19 protein-coding genes and 2 pseudogenes are annotated in these 15,820 nt (G+C 44.6%); 15 read left to right on the top strand and 6 right to left on the bottom strand.

The genetic code is table 11. From position 1 onward, the window contains the following. Positions 1-75 (top strand): annotated as a pseudogene (locus RO21_RS12995) (IS1595 family transposase); the annotation flags it as partial. Here RO21_RS12995 and RO21_RS10730 read toward each other — a convergent pair. After that, positions 72-275 carry a hypothetical protein gene (locus tag RO21_RS10730; RefSeq protein ID WP_047977778.1) on the bottom strand — a complete coding sequence of 68 codons (204 nt, stop codon included), beginning with the start codon at positions 273-275 and terminating at the stop codon, positions 72-74. The pseudogene RO21_RS12995 and the gene RO21_RS10730 sit on opposite strands and share 4 nt — an antisense overlap. A 125-nt stretch (positions 276-400) precedes the next feature. Beyond that, on the bottom strand, positions 401-1,039 hold the full coding sequence (locus tag RO21_RS10725) for a TfoX/Sxy family protein (protein WP_047977777.1): 639 nt from the start codon (positions 1,037-1,039) through the stop codon (positions 401-403). Between the two features lie 446 nt (positions 1,040-1,485). Here RO21_RS10725 and rpsJ point away from each other — a divergent pair, with 446 nt between their 5' ends. Genes rpsJ through rpsQ form a run of 11 tightly spaced genes read left to right on the top strand, consistent with a single transcriptional unit; the run spans position 1,486 to position 6,442 of the window. Continuing rightward, the gene (rpsJ, locus tag RO21_RS10720) at positions 1,486-1,797 is read left to right on the top strand and encodes a 30S ribosomal protein S10 (protein WP_035524682.1); all 312 of its coding nucleotides are present in this window, start codon (positions 1,486-1,488) and stop codon (positions 1,795-1,797) included. A gap of 16 nt (positions 1,798-1,813) precedes the next feature. Further along, entirely contained in the window at positions 1,814-2,440 is a 627-nt protein-coding gene (gene rplC / locus RO21_RS10715) for a 50S ribosomal protein L3 (protein ID WP_047977776.1), read from the top strand. Positions 2,441-2,455: 15 nt separating this feature from the next. Then, entirely contained in the window at positions 2,456-3,058 is a 603-nt protein-coding gene (rplD, locus tag RO21_RS10710) for a 50S ribosomal protein L4 (protein WP_047977775.1), read from the top strand. Further along, positions 3,055-3,360, top strand: a complete 306-nt coding sequence (gene rplW / locus RO21_RS10705; protein ID WP_047977774.1) for a 50S ribosomal protein L23 — start codon at positions 3,055-3,057, stop codon at positions 3,358-3,360. The genes rplD and rplW overlap by 4 nt, the downstream gene beginning before the upstream one ends. Before the next feature lie 20 nt (positions 3,361-3,380). Continuing rightward, complete coding sequence (rplB, locus tag RO21_RS10700) at positions 3,381-4,202, top strand: 50S ribosomal protein L2 (RefSeq protein ID WP_047977773.1); 822 nt, start codon at positions 3,381-3,383, stop codon at positions 4,200-4,202. Positions 4,203-4,229: 27 nt separating this feature from the next. Further along, positions 4,230-4,505, top strand: coding sequence for a 30S ribosomal protein S19 (gene rpsS, locus RO21_RS10695; protein WP_005539416.1), 276 nt, complete (start codon positions 4,230-4,232; stop codon positions 4,503-4,505). Between the two features lie 10 nt (positions 4,506-4,515). After that, positions 4,516-4,848 carry a 50S ribosomal protein L22 gene (gene rplV / locus RO21_RS10690; RefSeq protein ID WP_047977772.1) on the top strand — a complete coding sequence of 111 codons (333 nt, stop codon included), beginning with the start codon at positions 4,516-4,518 and terminating at the stop codon, positions 4,846-4,848. 17 nt (positions 4,849-4,865) lie between these two features. After that, positions 4,866-5,570 carry a 30S ribosomal protein S3 gene (rpsC, locus tag RO21_RS10685; RefSeq protein WP_047977771.1) on the top strand — a complete coding sequence of 235 codons (705 nt, stop codon included), beginning with the start codon at positions 4,866-4,868 and terminating at the stop codon, positions 5,568-5,570. Positions 5,571-5,583: 13 nt separating this feature from the next. Continuing rightward, on the top strand, positions 5,584-5,994 hold the full coding sequence (gene rplP / locus RO21_RS10680) for a 50S ribosomal protein L16 (RefSeq protein WP_005625160.1): 411 nt from the start codon (positions 5,584-5,586) through the stop codon (positions 5,992-5,994). Further along, the gene (gene rpmC, locus RO21_RS10675; protein ID WP_047977770.1) at positions 5,994-6,185 is read left to right on the top strand and encodes a 50S ribosomal protein L29; all 192 of its coding nucleotides are present in this window, start codon (positions 5,994-5,996) and stop codon (positions 6,183-6,185) included. The genes rplP and rpmC overlap by 1 nt, the downstream gene beginning before the upstream one ends. Continuing rightward, positions 6,185-6,442 carry a 30S ribosomal protein S17 gene (gene rpsQ / locus RO21_RS10670; RefSeq protein WP_047977769.1) on the top strand — a complete coding sequence of 86 codons (258 nt, stop codon included), beginning with the start codon at positions 6,185-6,187 and terminating at the stop codon, positions 6,440-6,442. Before rpmC ends, rpsQ begins: the two co-directional genes overlap by 1 nt. 113 nt (positions 6,443-6,555) lie before the next feature. Here the strand turns inward: rpsQ and RO21_RS10665 are convergent, their stop codons facing one another. Together RO21_RS10665 and RO21_RS10660 are read right to left on the bottom strand one after the other, a co-directional pair. Next, positions 6,556-7,719 (bottom strand): hypothetical protein, encoded by a 1,164-nt coding sequence (locus RO21_RS10665; RefSeq protein ID WP_047977768.1) that lies wholly within the window; start codon positions 7,717-7,719, stop codon positions 6,556-6,558. 156 nt (positions 7,720-7,875) lie between these two features. After that, positions 7,876-9,663, bottom strand: a complete 1,788-nt coding sequence (locus RO21_RS10660) for an ABC transporter substrate-binding protein (protein WP_338151729.1) — start codon at positions 9,661-9,663, stop codon at positions 7,876-7,878. 146 nt (positions 9,664-9,809) lie between these two features. Between RO21_RS10660 and mutS the strand changes: the two genes are divergently transcribed. Then, positions 9,810-12,407 (top strand): DNA mismatch repair protein MutS, encoded by a 2,598-nt coding sequence (gene mutS / locus RO21_RS10655; RefSeq protein WP_047977767.1) that lies wholly within the window; start codon positions 9,810-9,812, stop codon positions 12,405-12,407. A gap of 108 nt (positions 12,408-12,515) precedes the next feature. Here the strand turns inward: mutS and dprA are convergent, their stop codons facing one another. Next, complete coding sequence (gene dprA, locus RO21_RS10650) at positions 12,516-13,649, bottom strand: DNA-processing protein DprA (RefSeq protein WP_047977766.1); 1,134 nt, start codon at positions 13,647-13,649, stop codon at positions 12,516-12,518. A 229-nt stretch (positions 13,650-13,878) separates the two neighbouring features. Between dprA and def the strand changes: the two genes are divergently transcribed. Beyond that, on the top strand, positions 13,879-14,406 hold the full coding sequence (gene def, locus RO21_RS10645; protein ID WP_047977765.1) for a peptide deformylase: 528 nt from the start codon (positions 13,879-13,881) through the stop codon (positions 14,404-14,406). Then, positions 14,406-15,332, top strand: a complete 927-nt coding sequence (rfaD, locus tag RO21_RS10640) for an ADP-glyceromanno-heptose 6-epimerase (RefSeq protein WP_047977764.1) — start codon at positions 14,406-14,408, stop codon at positions 15,330-15,332. Before def ends, rfaD begins: the two co-directional genes overlap by 1 nt. A gap of 169 nt (positions 15,333-15,501) precedes the next feature. Here rfaD and RO21_RS10635 read toward each other — a convergent pair. After that, a pseudogene (locus RO21_RS10635) lies at positions 15,502-15,720 on the bottom strand (DeoR/GlpR family DNA-binding transcription regulator); the annotation flags it as partial. Positions 15,721-15,820 lie beyond the last annotated feature (100 nt).

Genomic DNA, 15,820 nt, shown 5'->3' with positions numbered 1-15,820 from the left:
TGGCGTTTTAACCACAGTGAAATAAAAGTTCAATTTTCCATTTTAAAACAATTAGTAAAGCAGAATTTATTCTAGTTATCTAGTACAGCCCCTTCTTGTATACTATTTGTACCATTCTTACCTGAAGGAGCAAAGGTTTGGGTTGAATGAGAATAACCACCTTTGCCTCCTTCTCCAGGTGTACCGTATGGGGCATTTCCACCATCGCCACCTTTACCGTCATTTGCTAGAAGATATGACGGCGCTAATAATAAAATCAGTATTAACCTTTTCATTTTGAGTTCCTCTATTTAGATAGTATATGTGTTTGCTATAACTCCTTATTTTATTTAACTATTTTCAATATTTAGTTTATATTCTCTATCTTATTTTGAATAATATAACTAAACTTATTATAGCTTTAATATATCTTGAAACGTTTCCTTAAGCCCGCTTCATATAAGGCTTTGTTTGCTTCGGTGAGCAAAGCGATTTTTTCTTTGGGGGTTAGTGTATAGATCAGTTTATGTTGAATGGCACAATGGAGTTTGAATAGCATTGATTCATCTACATCAAATCCTTTTTCCAGCAAGGCGATAAAGGTATTGATTTCACCTTTAGCAATTAAATCATCGACTGAGTGGATGTTGAGCTTTTTTAAGGTTTTTTCAGTGTGAGCATTCATATTCGGCATATAGCGTATCAGACGTGGTTTTTTTGTAATGATGTTATGCTTTTTTTGGAGTACAGTGAAACAACTATTTACCCAGTATGAAAAAAGCGCATTATTTTCTATCAATGTGTGAGGTAATTGGTAATAATTTTGCGAGTGTATGCCTGATTTTTTATCCTCAAGTTGTACAACACCATCGTAGGGAAGTAGCTGATCGATGATTTCATCGGGGATATGAAGGTAGAAATTCCCGTCTTTATATAAGGCAAAGAGCAATTTATGTTTACGAAATCCATAGTAGGAAAAGTAGGATTTTATGTTGATCTCTCCAAGGATAGTTGAGAGTAGTTGTTTAAATTTTTGTGCCTCTTGGTCTGCCGATGTCATACAAATCTCCTTACCCTGAGCGATTGTATCTAAAGGATTTTTTGTTTTTTTGGGATCAACACCTTACCTAATAAATGTTAAATTTCAATGACAAAATAGTATTATTTTTGTGATGTTTGTCGTAAAAATATAAAAAAGAGGTTGTTGAACAGATAATTTGATAGAGAAATTGCTAAATTTTAGGAGAATGTGGGGGGATAAAGTTAAAAATTGCTTGCAATGTATGCGATTATTTTGTATAATCCTATCGCTTTATTAATTTACAGATTTTGTAGGTTAAAGTCGCTCAGTGTAATCATTTACTGAGTGGTGCTGCCAATAGGGCAGTACTTAAAATGTTTCCGATTGGGAAACTATAACAAGGTATGACTGCGCCCCCTTAGTTAATTTGGCTTAAGTGGTGGTTCGGTTTTTTATTAGCTAAATTTTAATGGAGCTCTGTTCTGATGCAGAACCAAAGAATCCGTATCCGTTTAAAAGCATTTGATCATCGTTTAATTGATCAATCTACTGCGGAGATCGTAGAAACAGCTAAACGTACTGGCGCGCAAGTTCGTGGTCCGATTCCTTTACCGACTCGTAAAGAGCGTTTTACCGTGTTGATTTCTCCACACATAAATAAAGACGCACGTGATCAATATGAAATTCGTACGCATAAACGTTTGGTCGATATTGTTGAGCCAACAGAAAAAACTGTTGATGCACTTATGCGTTTAGATTTGGCTGCCGGCGTTGACGTGCAGATCAGCCTAGGTTAATTAAGAGGTTATTACAATGATTGGTTTAGTCGGTCGTAAAATTGGTATGACCCGTATCTTCAATGAAGACGGTGTGTCAGTACCGGTTACCGTTATCGAAATCGAAGCCAACCGTGTTACTCAAGTTAAAACTCTTGAAAACGATGGCTATACTGCAATTCAAGTTACTACTGGCACGAAAAAAGCAAGTCGTGTAACTAAGCCTGAAGCAGGTCATTTCGTTAAAGCAGGTGTTGAAGCGGGTCGCGGTTTATGGGAATTTCGTACTGAAGGTGAAGAATTCACTTTAGGTCAAGAAATTAACGTAGACATCTTCGCAGATGTTAAAAAAGTTGATGTTACTGGTACGTCTAAAGGTAAAGGTTTCCAAGGTGGTGTGAAACGTTGGAACTTCCGTACTCAAGATGCTACTCACGGTAACTCTTTATCACACCGTGTGCTTGGTTCTATTGGTCAAAACCAAACTCCAGGTCGTGTGTTTAAAGGCAAAAAAATGGCGGGGCATTTAGGTGCTGAACGTGTTACCGTTCAATCACTGGAAGTGGTTCGTGTTGATGCTGAACGTAAATTATTATTAGTGAAAGGCTCTGTTCCGGGTGCAACTAATAGTAACGTTATCGTTAAACCGGCAGTTAAAGCATAAGTCTAGGAGATAGAGATGGAATTACAAGTTGTAGGTGCTAACGCACTAACTGTTTCTGAAACTACCTTCGGACGTGAGTTCAATGAAGCATTGATTCATCAAGTAGTTGTTGCTTATGCAGCAGGTGCTCGTCAAGGAAGCCGTGCTCAAAAAACTCGTGCTGAAGTGTCTGGTTCAGGTAAAAAACCTTGGCGTCAAAAAGGTACAGGTCGTGCTCGTTCAGGTGATATCAAATCACCAATTTGGCGTTCTGGTGGTGTGACTTTCGCGGCAAAACCACAAGATCACAGCCAAAAAGTGAACAAGAAAATGTACCGTGGTGCAATTAAAAGCATTCTTTCCGAATTAGTTCGTCAAGAGCGTTTGATCGTTGTTGAGAAATTCGAGATTGATGCACCAAAAACGAAAGTTTTAGTACAAAAATTAAAAGATATGGCGTTAACTGACGCTCTTATCATCACTGCAAGTTTAGAAGAAAACCTATTCTTAGCCGCACGCAACCTCTATAAAGTAGATGTGCGTGATGTGCAAGGTATTGATCCGGTTAGCTTAATTGCTTTTGATAAAGTAGTTATGACTGTCGATGCAGTGAAACAAATTGAGGAGATGTTAGCATGATTCAACAAGAACGTTTGCTAAAAGTGCTTAAAGCACCTCATATCTCTGAGAAAGCGACAAATAACGCAGAAAAAGCAAATACAATCGTATTTAAAGTAGCATTAGATGCAAATAAAGTTGAAATTGCGAATGCGGTTGAGCAACTTTTCGAAGTTAAAGTAGATTCTGTTCGTACAGTGGTTGTTAAAGGTAAAACTAAACGTCACGGTGCAAAATCAGGTCGTCGCAGTGACTGGAAAAAAGCTTATGTAACTCTTCAAGAAGGTCAATCACTTGACTTCGTTGAAGGTGCGGCAGAGTAATTTCGGAGGATTAGAAGACTATGGCTATCGTTAAATGTAAGCCGACCTCCGCTGGTCGTCGTCATGTAGTAAAAATTGTTAACCCTGAGCTTCATAAAGGTAAACCTTTTGCAGCACTTTTAGATACAAAATCTAAAACAGGTGGTCGTAACAATTTCGGTCGTATTACCACTCGTCATATCGGTGGTGGTCATAAACAACATTACCGTTTAATTGACTTTAAACGTAACAAATTGGATATTCCAGCTGTTGTTGAGCGTTTAGAATACGATCCAAACCGTTCTGCTAATATTGCATTAGTTCTTTATAAAGACGGTGAGCGCCGTTATATCTTAGCACCTAAAGGTTTATCTGCAGGTGATCAGATCCAAGCGGGTGCATCAGCGCCAATTAAAGTCGGTAACGCATTACCTATGCGTAATATCCCAGTGGGTAGCACGGTGCATAACGTTGAGTTAAAACCGGGCAAAGGCGGTCAAATCGCACGTTCTGCGGGAAGTTATGTACAAATCATTGCCCGTGAAGGTAACTATGTAACTTTACGTCTTCGTTCAGGCGAAATGCGTAAAGTATTAGCTGAGTGTACTGCAACTATTGGTGAAGTGGGTAACTCAGAGCATATGCTTCGCGTACTTGGTAAAGCAGGTGCAAACCGTTGGAGAGGTATTCGTCCGACTGTTCGTGGTACTGCAATGAACCCGGTTGACCACCCGCACGGTGGTGGTGAAGGTCGTAACTTCGGTAAACACCCGGTTACACCTTGGGGCGTTCAAACCAAAGGTAAGAAAACTCGCCATAACAAACGTACTGATAAATTCATCGTACGTCGTCGTGGTAAATAATTTTTTAATCAATTAAGAGGATAAGCCATGCCACGTTCTCTCAAGAAAGGTCCTTTCCTTGACCTACACTTGTTGAAGAAGGTAGAGAAGGCGGTGGAAAGCGGGGATAAAAAACCAATTAAAACCTGGTCCCGTCGTTCAATGATCATTCCTTCAATGATCGGATTGACCATCGCAGTCCATAATGGTCGTCAGCATGTTCCTGTTTATGTTTCTGATGAAATGATCGGGCATAAATTAGGTGAATTTGCACCGACTCGTACATACCGCGGTCATGCCGCAGATAAGAAAGCTAAGAAATAAGAGGTAAAAGATGGAAACTATTGCAAAACATCGTTACGCTCGTACTTCTGCCCAAAAAGCTCGCTTAGTTGCTGATTTAATTCGCGGTAAAAAAGTTGCTAACGCATTAGAAATCTTAACTTTTACTAACAAAAAAGCAGCCGCTTTAGTGAAAAAAGTATTAGAGTCAGCTATTGCAAATGCAGAGCATAATGACGGTGCAGATGTCGATGATCTTAAAGTTGCGAAGATTTTCGTTGATGAAGGTCCAAGCATGAAACGTGTAATGCCACGTGCTAAAGGTCGTGCAGATCGTATCTTAAAACGTACCAGCCACATCACCGTGGTTGTGTCAGATCGTTAATCAGTAGGAGAATAGCAATGGGTCAAAAAGTACATCCACATGGTATTCGCCTAGGTATTGTTAAGCCTTGGAGCTCTACTTGGTTTGCGAATACACAAGATTTCGCTGATAACTTGGAAGGCGATTTCAAAGTACGTCAATTTTTAAACAAAGAGTTAGCGAATGCTTCTGTTTCACGCATCACTATTGAGCGTCCGGCAAAAAGTATCCGTGTAACTATTCACACAGCACGCCCGGGTATCGTTATCGGTAAAAAAGGCGAAGATGTTGAAAAATTAAGAAACGCCGTATCAAAAATTGCCGGCGTGCCTGCTCAAATCAACATTGCTGAAGTGAAAAAACCAGAGCTAGATGCAAAATTAGTTGCAGATAGCATCGCTTCTCAACTTGAACGCCGTGTAATGTTCCGTCGTGCAATGAAACGTGCGGTGCAAAACGCAATGCGTTTAGGTGCTAAAGGTATCAAAGTTGAAGTTAGCGGTCGTTTAGGTGGTGCAGAAATCGCACGTTCAGAGTGGTATCGTGAAGGTCGTGTACCTCTACATACACTTCGTGCTGACATCGATTATAACACTGCAGAAGCACACACAACATACGGTGTAATCGGTATTAAAGTGTGGATCTTCAAAGGTGAAATTCTTGGTGGTATGGCTGCAGTGATTGCATCTGAGAAAGAACCAGCGGCACAGCCTAAAAAGCCTGCTCGTCGTGGTCGTAAATAAGGAGAATCACTGAATGTTACAACCAAAACGTACAAAATTCCGCAAAGTCCACAAAGGTCGTAACCGTGGTATTGCGGGCGGTACTGAAGTGAGCTTCGGTACTTTCGGTTTAAAAGCAATTGGTCGTGGTCGTTTAACTGCTCGTCAAATCGAAGCGGCTCGTCGTGCGATGACACGCGCGGTAAAACGTCAAGGTAAAATCTGGATTCGTGTATTCCCAGATAAACCAATTACTGAAAAACCATTAGAAGTCCGTATGGGTAAAGGTAAAGGTAACGTTGAATACTGGGTAGCCTTAATCCAACCGGGTAAAGTTCTCTATGAAATGGATGGTGTTTCTGAAGAAATTGCACGCCACGCATTTGCGTTAGCGGCGGCAAAACTTCCGTTTAAAACCACATTTGTAACTAAGACGGTGATGTAATGAAAGCTCAAGAACTACGTACAAAAAATGTTGAAGAGCTGAATGCTGAGTTAGTGAACCTTCTAGGTGAACAATTCAAATTGCGTATGCAAGCAGCCACCGGTCAGCTTCAACAAACCCATCAGTTAAAACAAGTGCGTCGCAATATTGCACGAGTAAAAACTGTATTAACCGAAAAGGCGGGTGAGTAATGACTGATAAAATTCGTACAGTACAAGGTAAAGTTGTTAGCGACAAAATGGAAAAGTCTTTCGTTGTTGCTATCGAACGCACGGTTAAACACCCAATCTATGGTAAGTTTATCCGTCGCACAACAAAACTTCACGTACATGATGAAAATAACGAAGCTAAGTTAGGTGATGTTGTTGAAATTAAAGAGTGTCGTCCACTCTCTAAAACAAAATCTTGGACTTTAGTTCGTGTTGTTGAGAAAGCGGTTATTGCTTAATCAATATTTATAACTGGAAAAGCCTAGCAAACGCTAGGCTTTTTTGTTTTTGGTAATCAGTACAAGTGGTGGTTTATTAAAAAATCCCTTAAAACCAACCGCTTGTCAGTCTTTTAGTCTGATTTTACTGTCCAAATCTCCCCGTTTTCGAGTAGCAGATAGGCTTGGTTGGCATCGGCTTGGGTTTTGATAATCGGGGCGGGTAATTGGGTGGGGAGTTTTTGTAGATTGCCCTGTTTATCGATGATGCTGATTTGGGTGTAGCCGTATTGGGGGACGACAACGAAACTCTCCGTGGCGGCGGTGAGGTTGGTTTCGTGATCGCCGTAGTGGTGATTACTCATTCCGCTTTCAATGAAACGGGGACGCAGTTGTTTACCCTTTTGAGTGTATTCAACTAATTTGCCGACTAAATGGGGCATTTGCACGGCATAGAGGGTGTGGTTAAACACAAACGGCGATTGCCAGCGGTTTGACGGCAGCGGTTCGCTTTCGGCGTTGAGCGTTAATTTGCCCTGTTCTAACCCGACCAATACGGTTCTTGCCCCTTCACCCTTGCCGGACATTACGGCAACCAACTGACTGTTTCCGTTGTGCGAAATGTGAGTGAGCTGGTTGGCTTCAAATACTAACCCTTTGATATTCAACGGTTCGGCTAAGGGTTCAAAGTTATGGCGTTCTAAATAGACTAGGCTGGCGGCTTCCACGTCATCACCCAACACGGCGTGTTGATAGGTCTCCCGATCGGGTTCGGCTAATACCGCAATATGCCCTTGTTTAGCATTTTCACTGTTGAAATCAATTTGATACGGGCGGGCATCGGGCAAGATATATTGGCGGGAAAGCGCCGTGATTTTAGCGTGCTCACCTTCGGTTTCGATGCGGGCGAGTTTATAGCCGCCCTGCTGTTTGACGACGCCGATAGTAGCGAAAGCAAGGGCGTGCATTGTGGCGTTTTCTGCCATTGGAATCGTGGACGTATAGCGTTTATCTTTCGTCCACAGCAAAAAATGCCCGTTGGCATCGGCAAGGGCAATGCGACCATAATCTGCTTGCGGCGCGATCTTCGGCGAGACATTCTCGGCTAATCGTTGGGTTTGCCCGTCTTTTAATTGCCACAGTTCGCCTTGTTGATTGATGACGATCAGCTCGCCGTTTTCGGCAACGTCCATTTGGCTGATATGTCCCACAGCTTTAAGTGGCTGTGGGGCGAGGTGAATAGCGGCGTTCGCAACGCCTGCGATAAAGAGTAGGCTGAGGGAAAATACGGTTTTCATTGTTCATATCCAAAATATCAGTACCGACCGCTATACAAGCGGTCGGATAGGGTTCATTGTTTGCAACGGCAATCATAACCAAATTTTGCCCGGCATACGCTATTTTTTCTTATATCGGAATGATAGGCGCGGTCATTTGAACCGCACCTGAGCGGGTTATTTTTCCAAATAGAGATCTTTTAGAAAATAAACACCTTGCGGGCTTTTGCCCTCATAACCTTTTAATTTCGGGTTTTTAATGATTTGACCGGCATAGTGATAAATGGCAACAAACGGGTAATGGCTGTCTAGCTCGGCTTCCGCTTGAGCGTAGATTTCTGCCCGTTCGTCATCATTTTTGGCATAATAGGAATCGTGGATAAGCTGATCGAACCTTGGGCTGTTAAAGCCGATATAATTTTGAGCGCTATTGGAGAGGTAGTAGGTCAAAAAGGTTGTGGCCTCGTTATAATCGGCGATCCAAGCAGAGAACGCGAGGGTATAATTTTTCTGATTTTTGGTATCCAGAAAGGTTTTCCACTCCATATTTTTTAATTTAATATCCGCCATTCCGTCTAAATTCTTTTTCCACATTGAAGTTACCGCAATCGCAATTTCTTTCAAGCCCTCGTTTGTGTTGTAAAGCAACTCGGTTTTTAGCGGATTGGCTTTGCTATAACCGGCTTCGGCGAGTAATTTCTTAGCCGCATCATTGCGTTGGGCTTGCGTCCAACTGGCATATTCCGGCAGTTGAATCCGCTCACCGCCTTTAATGTACGGCGGGGTAAAGGTGAATGCCGGCGTTTGCCCGAAATTCAATACCTTGTAGGTAATAATATCTCGCTCAACCGCTAAATTTAACGCTTTGCGTACCCGAATATCGTCAAAAGGCGGCGTTGCGAGGTTCATTTCATAGGTAAATGTACCCAATTTACGATTTCTATGAATTTGTGAACCATAGTCTTTTTGGAATTTGGCATCACGGTAGAGGCTGCCGGGGATATACGAAATATCCAATGCGCCGGTGCGATAGCGGGCAATTCCTGCTGTTTCGGTCAGGACATAAAAGGTTGCTTTATCAATCACCGTTTTTTCGTTATCCCAGTAATTTGGGTTGCGTTTTAGGACGATTTTTTCATTTAACACCCGCTCATCGATTTGATAAGCCCCGTTACCGACCAAATTTTGCGGGCGAGTCCATTCATCGCCGTATTTTTCCACAGTGGCTTTATGAACGGGATAGAGCGAAGCGTGCTGGGTTAAATCCACCGCATAAGGCACGGGCGCGGAAAGGGTCAGTTCTAACGTGTAATCATCAAGGGCTTTAATGCCGAGTGTGTCCGGCGCTTGTTTACCGTCAATAATGGCTTGCACATTTGCCATTTTCATAAAGAGCAAATAAGAGGCATAGGGCGAAGCGGTTTTCGGATCAACCAAACGTTGCCAAGCATAGACAAAATCGTGAGCAGTTACCGGATCGCCGTTCGACCATTTCGCATTGTGGCGTAAGTAAAAACGGACTTTCTGGGCATTGTCTAAATATTCCCACCGCTCGGCGACACCGGGAATAATCCGATCTTCCTCATCGGTATTGACCAAGCCTTCAAAGAGCTGGCGAGCGAGTAAACTTTCGTCCGAGCCTTCCATTTTTTGCGGGTCGAGTGTGGCGGCTTCGGCAGTGATGTGAATGGCGATTTCCTGTTTATCGGCGAGCACTGTCTCTTTGGGTGGTGAGGCGGCAAAGGCAGATTGCCCCAGCGTGACGAAAAGTGTTGCGGAAAGTAAAGGCTTGACAAGCCGTTTTATTTTCGCCGAAATGCTGTGCTGTGCTGTGCTGTGCTGTGCTGTGCTGTGCTGTGCTGTGCTGTGCTGTGCTGTGCTGTGTGCATAAATACATCTCCTGTAAAATGATTTTGCATAAAATCGGTCTTTGCCGACCGCTTGTATTGATAGCTTATTTTCCAAACAATGTAAAGATATTAAACCTTATGTTAATTTAATTTATTTCACGAAAAAATACTTATCAATAAAGGCGAAAGGTGGCTTTTTTACGGCTATCCCCATAAAATAGGGCGATAAACGCACACAAAATTAACCTATAAGATCCAAGAATGACTTCAACAGACAAAGCACACACGCACACGCCAATGATGACCCAATATTTACAGTTGAAAGCGGAAAATCCGGATATTTTGCTGTTTTACCGAATGGGTGATTTCTACGAATTATTTTATGATGACGCTAAAAAAGCGGCGGCATTGTTGGATATTTCGCTCACCAAACGGGGGCATTCCGCCGGCGAACCGATTCCGATGGCGGGCGTGCCGTATCACGCGGTAGAAGGCTATCTGGCAAAATTGGTCGCATTGGGCGAATCGGTGGCAATTTGTGAACAAATCGGCGATCCGGCAAGCTCGAAAGGACCGGTGGAACGTAAAGTGGTGCGAATTGTAACACCGGGGACAGTCAGCGATGAAGCGCTACTACCCGAACGGCAGGATAACTTAGTCGCCGCAGTCTATGTGGAAAAAAACGTGTTTGCCCTCGCCACCTTGGATATGACGTCCGGCCGTTTTTTAATTGCTGAACTACCGAGCCAAGAGGCGCTGGCAGCAGAGTTGCAACGCACGCAGCCGGCGGAAATTCTGTACCCCGAAGGGTTTGTCTATCAGGATTTACTTGAGCGTTATAAAGGATTACGCCGCCGTCAGATTTGGGAGTTTGAATTAGTTACTGCCATTCAGTTGCTCAACCGCCAATTTGGCACGCAAAATTTGAGCGGATTTGGGGTGGAAAAAGCGGTAGTTGCCCTGTGTGCCGCCGGTTGCCTGTTGCACTATGCCCAAGAAACCCAACGCACCGCATTGCCCCATATTAACGCTATTCATTTAGCCCAACGCACTGATACCATTTTGTTGGACGCTGCCACACGCCGCAATTTAGAATTAACCACCAATCTTAGCGGCGGCACGGAAAATACCCTCGCTGCTGTATTGGATAAATGTGTTACGCCAATGGGCAGCCGCTTGCTGAAACGCTGGATTCATCAACCGATTCGTGATGTGGCGAAGCTCACCGATCGCCAACAGACCATTCTCGCATTGCAAAAAAATGAACGGATCGATCCGCTTCAACCCTTGTTGCAGCAAGTCGGAGATATGGAGCGGATCTTGGCTCGGGTGGCATTGCGAACCGCGCGTCCACGAGATCTCACCCGCTTGCGTACCGCCTTGGCGCAAATTCCGCTGATTGTCGAAAATGCCTGCCAACTGACCCCTTGTTTAGACAAAATGTTGAGCCAATTAGCCGATTTCGGCGAATTACAGGCATTATTGGAACGGGCGATTATTGAAAATCCCCCGCAGTTGATCCGTGATGGCGGCGTGATTGCCGAGGGATATAATGCCGAACTGGACGAGTGGCGGCAGTTGGCAGACGGTGCGACCAAATTTTTGGAAGATCTGGAAGCTAAAGAGCGGGCGAAAACGGGCATTGATACCTTGAAAATCGGCTTTAATGCGGTGCACGGCTACTATATTCAGATCAGCCAAGCGCAAGCGCACCGAGCGCCGATGCACTACGTTCGCCGTCAAACCCTCAAGAATGCTGAGCGTTACATTATCCCCGAACTGAAAACTTACGAAGATAAAGTATTAAAGGCGAAAGGGGCATCGCTGGCGTTGGAAAAACAGCTCTACGAAGCATTATTTGATCTGCTGATGCCGCAACTGGCGGCGTTGCAACTGGCGAGTTTGGTATTAGCGGAACTGGACGTACTGACCAACCTTGCCGAGCGGGCGGAGAGTTTAAATTATGTGATGCCGACTTTCAGTGCCGAACGGGGCATTAAAATCAAAGGCGGGCGGCATCCGGTGGTCGAGCAGGTGTTGAAAACGCCGTTTATCGCTAATCCGGTCTATTTAAACGGGCAGCGCCATCTGTTGATTGTAACCGGCCCGAATATGGGCGGGAAAAGCACCTATATGCGCCAAATTGCCCTCATTACGCTAATGGCGTATATCGGAAGCTTTGTGCCGGCGGACAGTGCAGAAATCGGGCAGATTGATCGCATTTTCACCCGTATCGGCGCATCGGACGATCTGGCGTCGGGGCGTTCAACCTTTATGGTGGAAATGACGGAAATGGCGAACATTTTGCATCAATCGACTGAAAACAGCTTGGTGCTGGTGGATGAAATCGGGCGTGGCACGTCCACCTATGACGGCTTATCGCTGGCGTGGGCGTGTGCCGAATGGCTGGCGAGAAAATCCCAATCGCTCACCCTGTTTGCGACCCACTATTTTGAATTGACCGCCTTGCCGAATCAGCTCAAAGGCGTGGCGAACGTTCATTTAGATGCCCTTGAACATCACGACACGATCGCCTTTATGCACCAAGTGCAAGAGGGAGCAGCAAGCAAAAGTTACGGCTTGGCGGTGGCAGCCCTTGCCGGTGTGCCTAAAGCGGTCATTCAGCTCGCCAAACAAAAATTGGCACAGTTGGAGCAACTTTCCCAGCAAACCGCCGAGTTAAACTGCAATGTGCAGGGCGATTTACTGTTTCACGCCGATTTGCAAGAAACGCCGACAATCGACCCGCTTGTCGAACCGAGCGAAGTGGAAATCGCCTTACGGGCTATCGACCTTGACGAGCTCACCCCAAAACAAGCGTTGGATAAACTCTATCAGCTGAAGCGATTGTTGAAATAACGGAATGGTGGGGTGTGATTCTGTTTCAAACTGCACAAGAATGGGCGTTTGATGAGAGAACCCTACATGGTGAGTAGATATGCGTGTGTGAGGTTGTTAATTTGGGCGTTAAAACGCCCGTACATGGCCACCTTCTACCTGTTTGATAATCGCCATCAATTCTAAATTTAGCAGTTCGATCAATAGCGATTCGACCGTCATTTCGCAGGCTTTGGCGAGATTGTCGATGTTGATCGGCTCAAGCTGAATATGTTGGACAATCTGCTGTTGGCAAGCGGTCAGTTCCGGCAGATTTTTTGCCATCTTGGGCGGAGAAGCGACCGCTTGCGTTGGCAGTGTGCAGAATAACGGCGCTTGCTCTAAGGGCGATTGTGGTTGGCGCTGCCAGCGGATCGCTTCAAGAATATCTTCAATGCTATCGACTAATAACGCCCCTTCTTTAATGAGTTTGTGGCAGCCTTGGCTGGCGGTATTTTGTACCCCATTCGGCAGAGCAAACACTTCCCGCCCTTGCTCCATTGCATAGCGGGCAGTTATCAGAGAGCCGCTATTGAGGGTCGCCTCCACAACTAACGTACCGAGGGATAAACCGCTGATAATGCGATTGCGGCGGGGAAAATGTTCGGCAATCGGCGGTTGGTCAGGCAGAAATTCCGATACTAACGCCCCGCCGCTCTCAATGATATTTTGCGCTAACCCTTTGTGGCGGTTGGGGTAAAGGCGATCTAAACCGCTGCCCAGTACCGCAAGTGTGATCCCTTTTTCAGCGATTGCCCGCTGATGACAAAAACCGTCAATGCCAATTGCCAAGCCACTGGTAACGGCAAGCCCGTGTTTGACCAGCTCCGCACTGAAATGCCCTGCCCAATATTCACCGTAGGGGGAGTAATCACGGCTGCCGACCACGGCGATTTGCGGCAGCGATAGGCTGTCGATATTGCCTTTGACGAATAATATCGGCGGTGCAGTGCTGATTTGGCGTAACAAAAACGGATAGTGCGGGTCAAATAAACTGATGATGTGGTTGCCCTCGTGTTCGCCCCATTCCAGTGCCGGTTCGATCCGGCGTAAATCCGGCTGAAACCAGCGGTGAATCTGTTTTTCATTCCAACCGATGTGGCGAAGTTGGGTTTTATCGTATTGACAGAGGCTGGCAAAATCGACTTCCGTCAATAATAGCCCGATGCGTTGTGCGCCGAGTTGGGGAATTTGTAATAATTTCAATAAAGCATATCGCGGCATAGGCTTACAAGCGGTGAGATGGGCGGCTTTTTTTGTAATACGCTGTTTATCAAGGTTGCGTATATCCTATTGGATAACGCACACAGTGCGCCCTGACTGCCATTGATTTTTGCATATTTTCCGCCAAATCCGACCGCTTGCTCTCATCAAAACAATATTTCCCTAATAATAGGAAAAAGTTTAGAATGTCCAACTACTTATTTTTCATTTTTCGACAGAGATCACAAAAATGGCAATATTAGATGTTTTAATTTACCCCGATGAAAATTTGGCAACGGTCTGCCAGCAGGTAGAGACGGTGGACGATGCGTTGCGTCAATTTATTGATGATATGTTTGATACAATGTATCACCACGAAGGAATCGGGCTGGCAGCCCCGCAAGTCAATGTGCTGAAGCGAGTGATTACGATGGATATTGAAGGGGATAAAACCAACCAAATCGTGTTGATTAACCCTGAAATTATCGAATGTAGCGGCGAAACGGGCATTGAGGAGGGCTGTTTGTCGATCCCCGGTTCTCGGGCGTTAATCCCACGCAAAGAAAAAGTAACCGTGAAAGCATTGAACCGTCAAGGCGAGCCGTTTACCCTTGAGGCAGAGGGCTTGTTGGCAATTTGTATTCAGCACGAAATCGACCACTTAAACGGTGTGCTGTTTGTGGATCATATTTCGCAGCTTAAACGCCAGCGGATTAAAGAGAAAATGCTGAAATTGAAAAAGCAAATTGAGCGGAATAAAAACGGGGGAGACAAATAATGATTATTGTAACAGGCGGTGCAGGCTTTATCGGCAGCAATATTGTTAAAGCGTTAAACGAACAGGGCTACCGAGATATTTTGGTGGTGGATAACCTCAAAAACGGCGAAAAATTTATCAATTTAGTGGATTTGGACATCGCCGATTATTGTGATAAAGAGGATTTTATCGCCTCTATTATTGCCGGCGATGATTTCGGACGCATTGATGCGGTGTTTCACCAAGGGGCGTGTTCCGCCACTACGGAGTGGGACGGCAAATATATGATGCAGAATAACTATGAGTATTCTAAAGAGTTACTGCATTTCTGTTTGGATCGCCATATTCCGTTTTTCTATGCCTCGTCGGCGGCGACCTACGGCGGATGCTCCGATAACTTTATTGAGAAACGTGAATTTGAATCGCCACTCAATGTGTATGGCTACTCCAAGTTTTTATTTGATGAATATGTGCGTAAAATGCTGCCGGAGGCGGCTTCACCGGTGTGTGGCTTTAAGTATTTCAACGTTTACGGGCCGAGAGAGCAGCACAAAGGCAGTATGGCGAGCGTGGCGTTTCACCTGAACAACCAAATTTTAAACGGCGAAAACCCGAAATTGTTTGCCGGCTCGGAAACATTCCTGCGGGATTTCGTTTATGTAGAAGATGTGGCGAAAGTAAACCTTTGGGCGTGGCAGCATAAAGTGTCGGGGATTTTTAATCTCGGCACAGGCAATGCGGAGTCGTTCCGTGCGGTAGCCGAAGCCGTGATTGATTTCCATCAAAAAGGTGAAATTGAAACCATTCCGTTCCCCGATCACCTCAAATCCCGCTACCAAACCTTTACCCAAGCGGATTTAACCAAACTCAGAGAAGCCGGCTATCAAGATCCTTTCAAAACCGTTGCCGAAGGCACAAAAGCCTATATGGCGTGGTTGAATCGATAAAACAAGCGGTCGGTTTGGCAGGATTTTTTGCAAGTGAGATGCCATAAACCTGCCTAGCTTGGGAGCTTTTTTGTGTTCTCTTAACATCGCTATTTTGTGTTTGCGTAGACAGCGATTTTGTTAATCCTCAAATAATAAGCCAAGTATGATACGGTACTTGGCTTGTTTTTTAGACGATATTGAGCTTGATATTCATTGTTTCTATCGCCTCTTGCGCATTTTCCAGTAAGCCTCTGTCGCAGAATATTTGGTCGAAAACCGTGAGAGGATACACAAAAAAGGTGGCGAATTTACCGTATTTTGAGGAATCAGTCACCAAGATATTTTTTTGTGAGGACTCTAAAATCGCTTTTTTTACCGGAATTTTGTGTTCGTTTGGTGTGGTTAGCCTGTCAATGATCTTCCAAAATTGAACCACAAAGATCCTTTAAAAGTGTTCCACTTTTATTATTTCTTGGGGCTGTACTAGATAACTAGAATAAATTCTG

This window comes from Muribacter muris (assembly GCF_001038205.1).
Taxonomy (GTDB): Bacteria; Pseudomonadota; Gammaproteobacteria; order Enterobacterales; family Pasteurellaceae; genus Muribacter; species Muribacter muris.
This window is presented reverse-complemented; position numbering and strand designations above follow the sequence as displayed.

Excerpts from the sequence above, each read along its gene's own strand:
- mutS (WP_047977767.1), top strand. The coding sequence starts at position 9,810 with ATGACTTCAACAGACAAAGCACACACGCACACGCCAATGATGACCCAA.
- rplP (WP_005625160.1), top strand. The coding sequence starts at position 5,584 with ATGTTACAACCAAAACGTACAAAATTCCGCAAAGTCCACAAAGGTCGT.
- rpsC (WP_047977771.1), top strand. The coding sequence starts at position 4,866 with ATGGGTCAAAAAGTACATCCACATGGTATTCGCCTAGGTATTGTTAAG.
- rpmC (WP_047977770.1), top strand. The coding sequence starts at position 5,994 with ATGAAAGCTCAAGAACTACGTACAAAAAATGTTGAAGAGCTGAATGCT.
- rplC (WP_047977776.1), top strand. The coding sequence starts at position 1,814 with ATGATTGGTTTAGTCGGTCGTAAAATTGGTATGACCCGTATCTTCAAT.
- rplB (WP_047977773.1), top strand. The coding sequence starts at position 3,381 with ATGGCTATCGTTAAATGTAAGCCGACCTCCGCTGGTCGTCGTCATGTA.
- rfaD (WP_047977764.1), top strand. The coding sequence starts at position 14,406 with ATGATTATTGTAACAGGCGGTGCAGGCTTTATCGGCAGCAATATTGTT.
- dprA (WP_047977766.1), bottom strand. The coding sequence starts at position 13,649 with ATGCCGCGATATGCTTTATTGAAATTATTACAAATTCCCCAACTCGGC.
- def (WP_047977765.1), top strand. The coding sequence starts at position 13,879 with ATGGCAATATTAGATGTTTTAATTTACCCCGATGAAAATTTGGCAACG.
- rpsS (WP_005539416.1), top strand. The coding sequence starts at position 4,230 with ATGCCACGTTCTCTCAAGAAAGGTCCTTTCCTTGACCTACACTTGTTG.
- RO21_RS10730 (WP_047977778.1), bottom strand. The coding sequence starts at position 275 with ATGAAAAGGTTAATACTGATTTTATTATTAGCGCCGTCATATCTTCTA.
- rpsQ (WP_047977769.1), top strand. The coding sequence starts at position 6,185 with ATGACTGATAAAATTCGTACAGTACAAGGTAAAGTTGTTAGCGACAAA.
- rplD (WP_047977775.1), top strand. The coding sequence starts at position 2,456 with ATGGAATTACAAGTTGTAGGTGCTAACGCACTAACTGTTTCTGAAACT.
- RO21_RS10725 (WP_047977777.1), bottom strand. The coding sequence starts at position 1,039 with ATGACATCGGCAGACCAAGAGGCACAAAAATTTAAACAACTACTCTCA.
- RO21_RS10665 (WP_047977768.1), bottom strand. The coding sequence starts at position 7,719 with ATGAAAACCGTATTTTCCCTCAGCCTACTCTTTATCGCAGGCGTTGCG.
- rplV (WP_047977772.1), top strand. The coding sequence starts at position 4,516 with ATGGAAACTATTGCAAAACATCGTTACGCTCGTACTTCTGCCCAAAAA.
- rplW (WP_047977774.1), top strand. The coding sequence starts at position 3,055 with ATGATTCAACAAGAACGTTTGCTAAAAGTGCTTAAAGCACCTCATATC.
- rpsJ (WP_035524682.1), top strand. The coding sequence starts at position 1,486 with ATGCAGAACCAAAGAATCCGTATCCGTTTAAAAGCATTTGATCATCGT.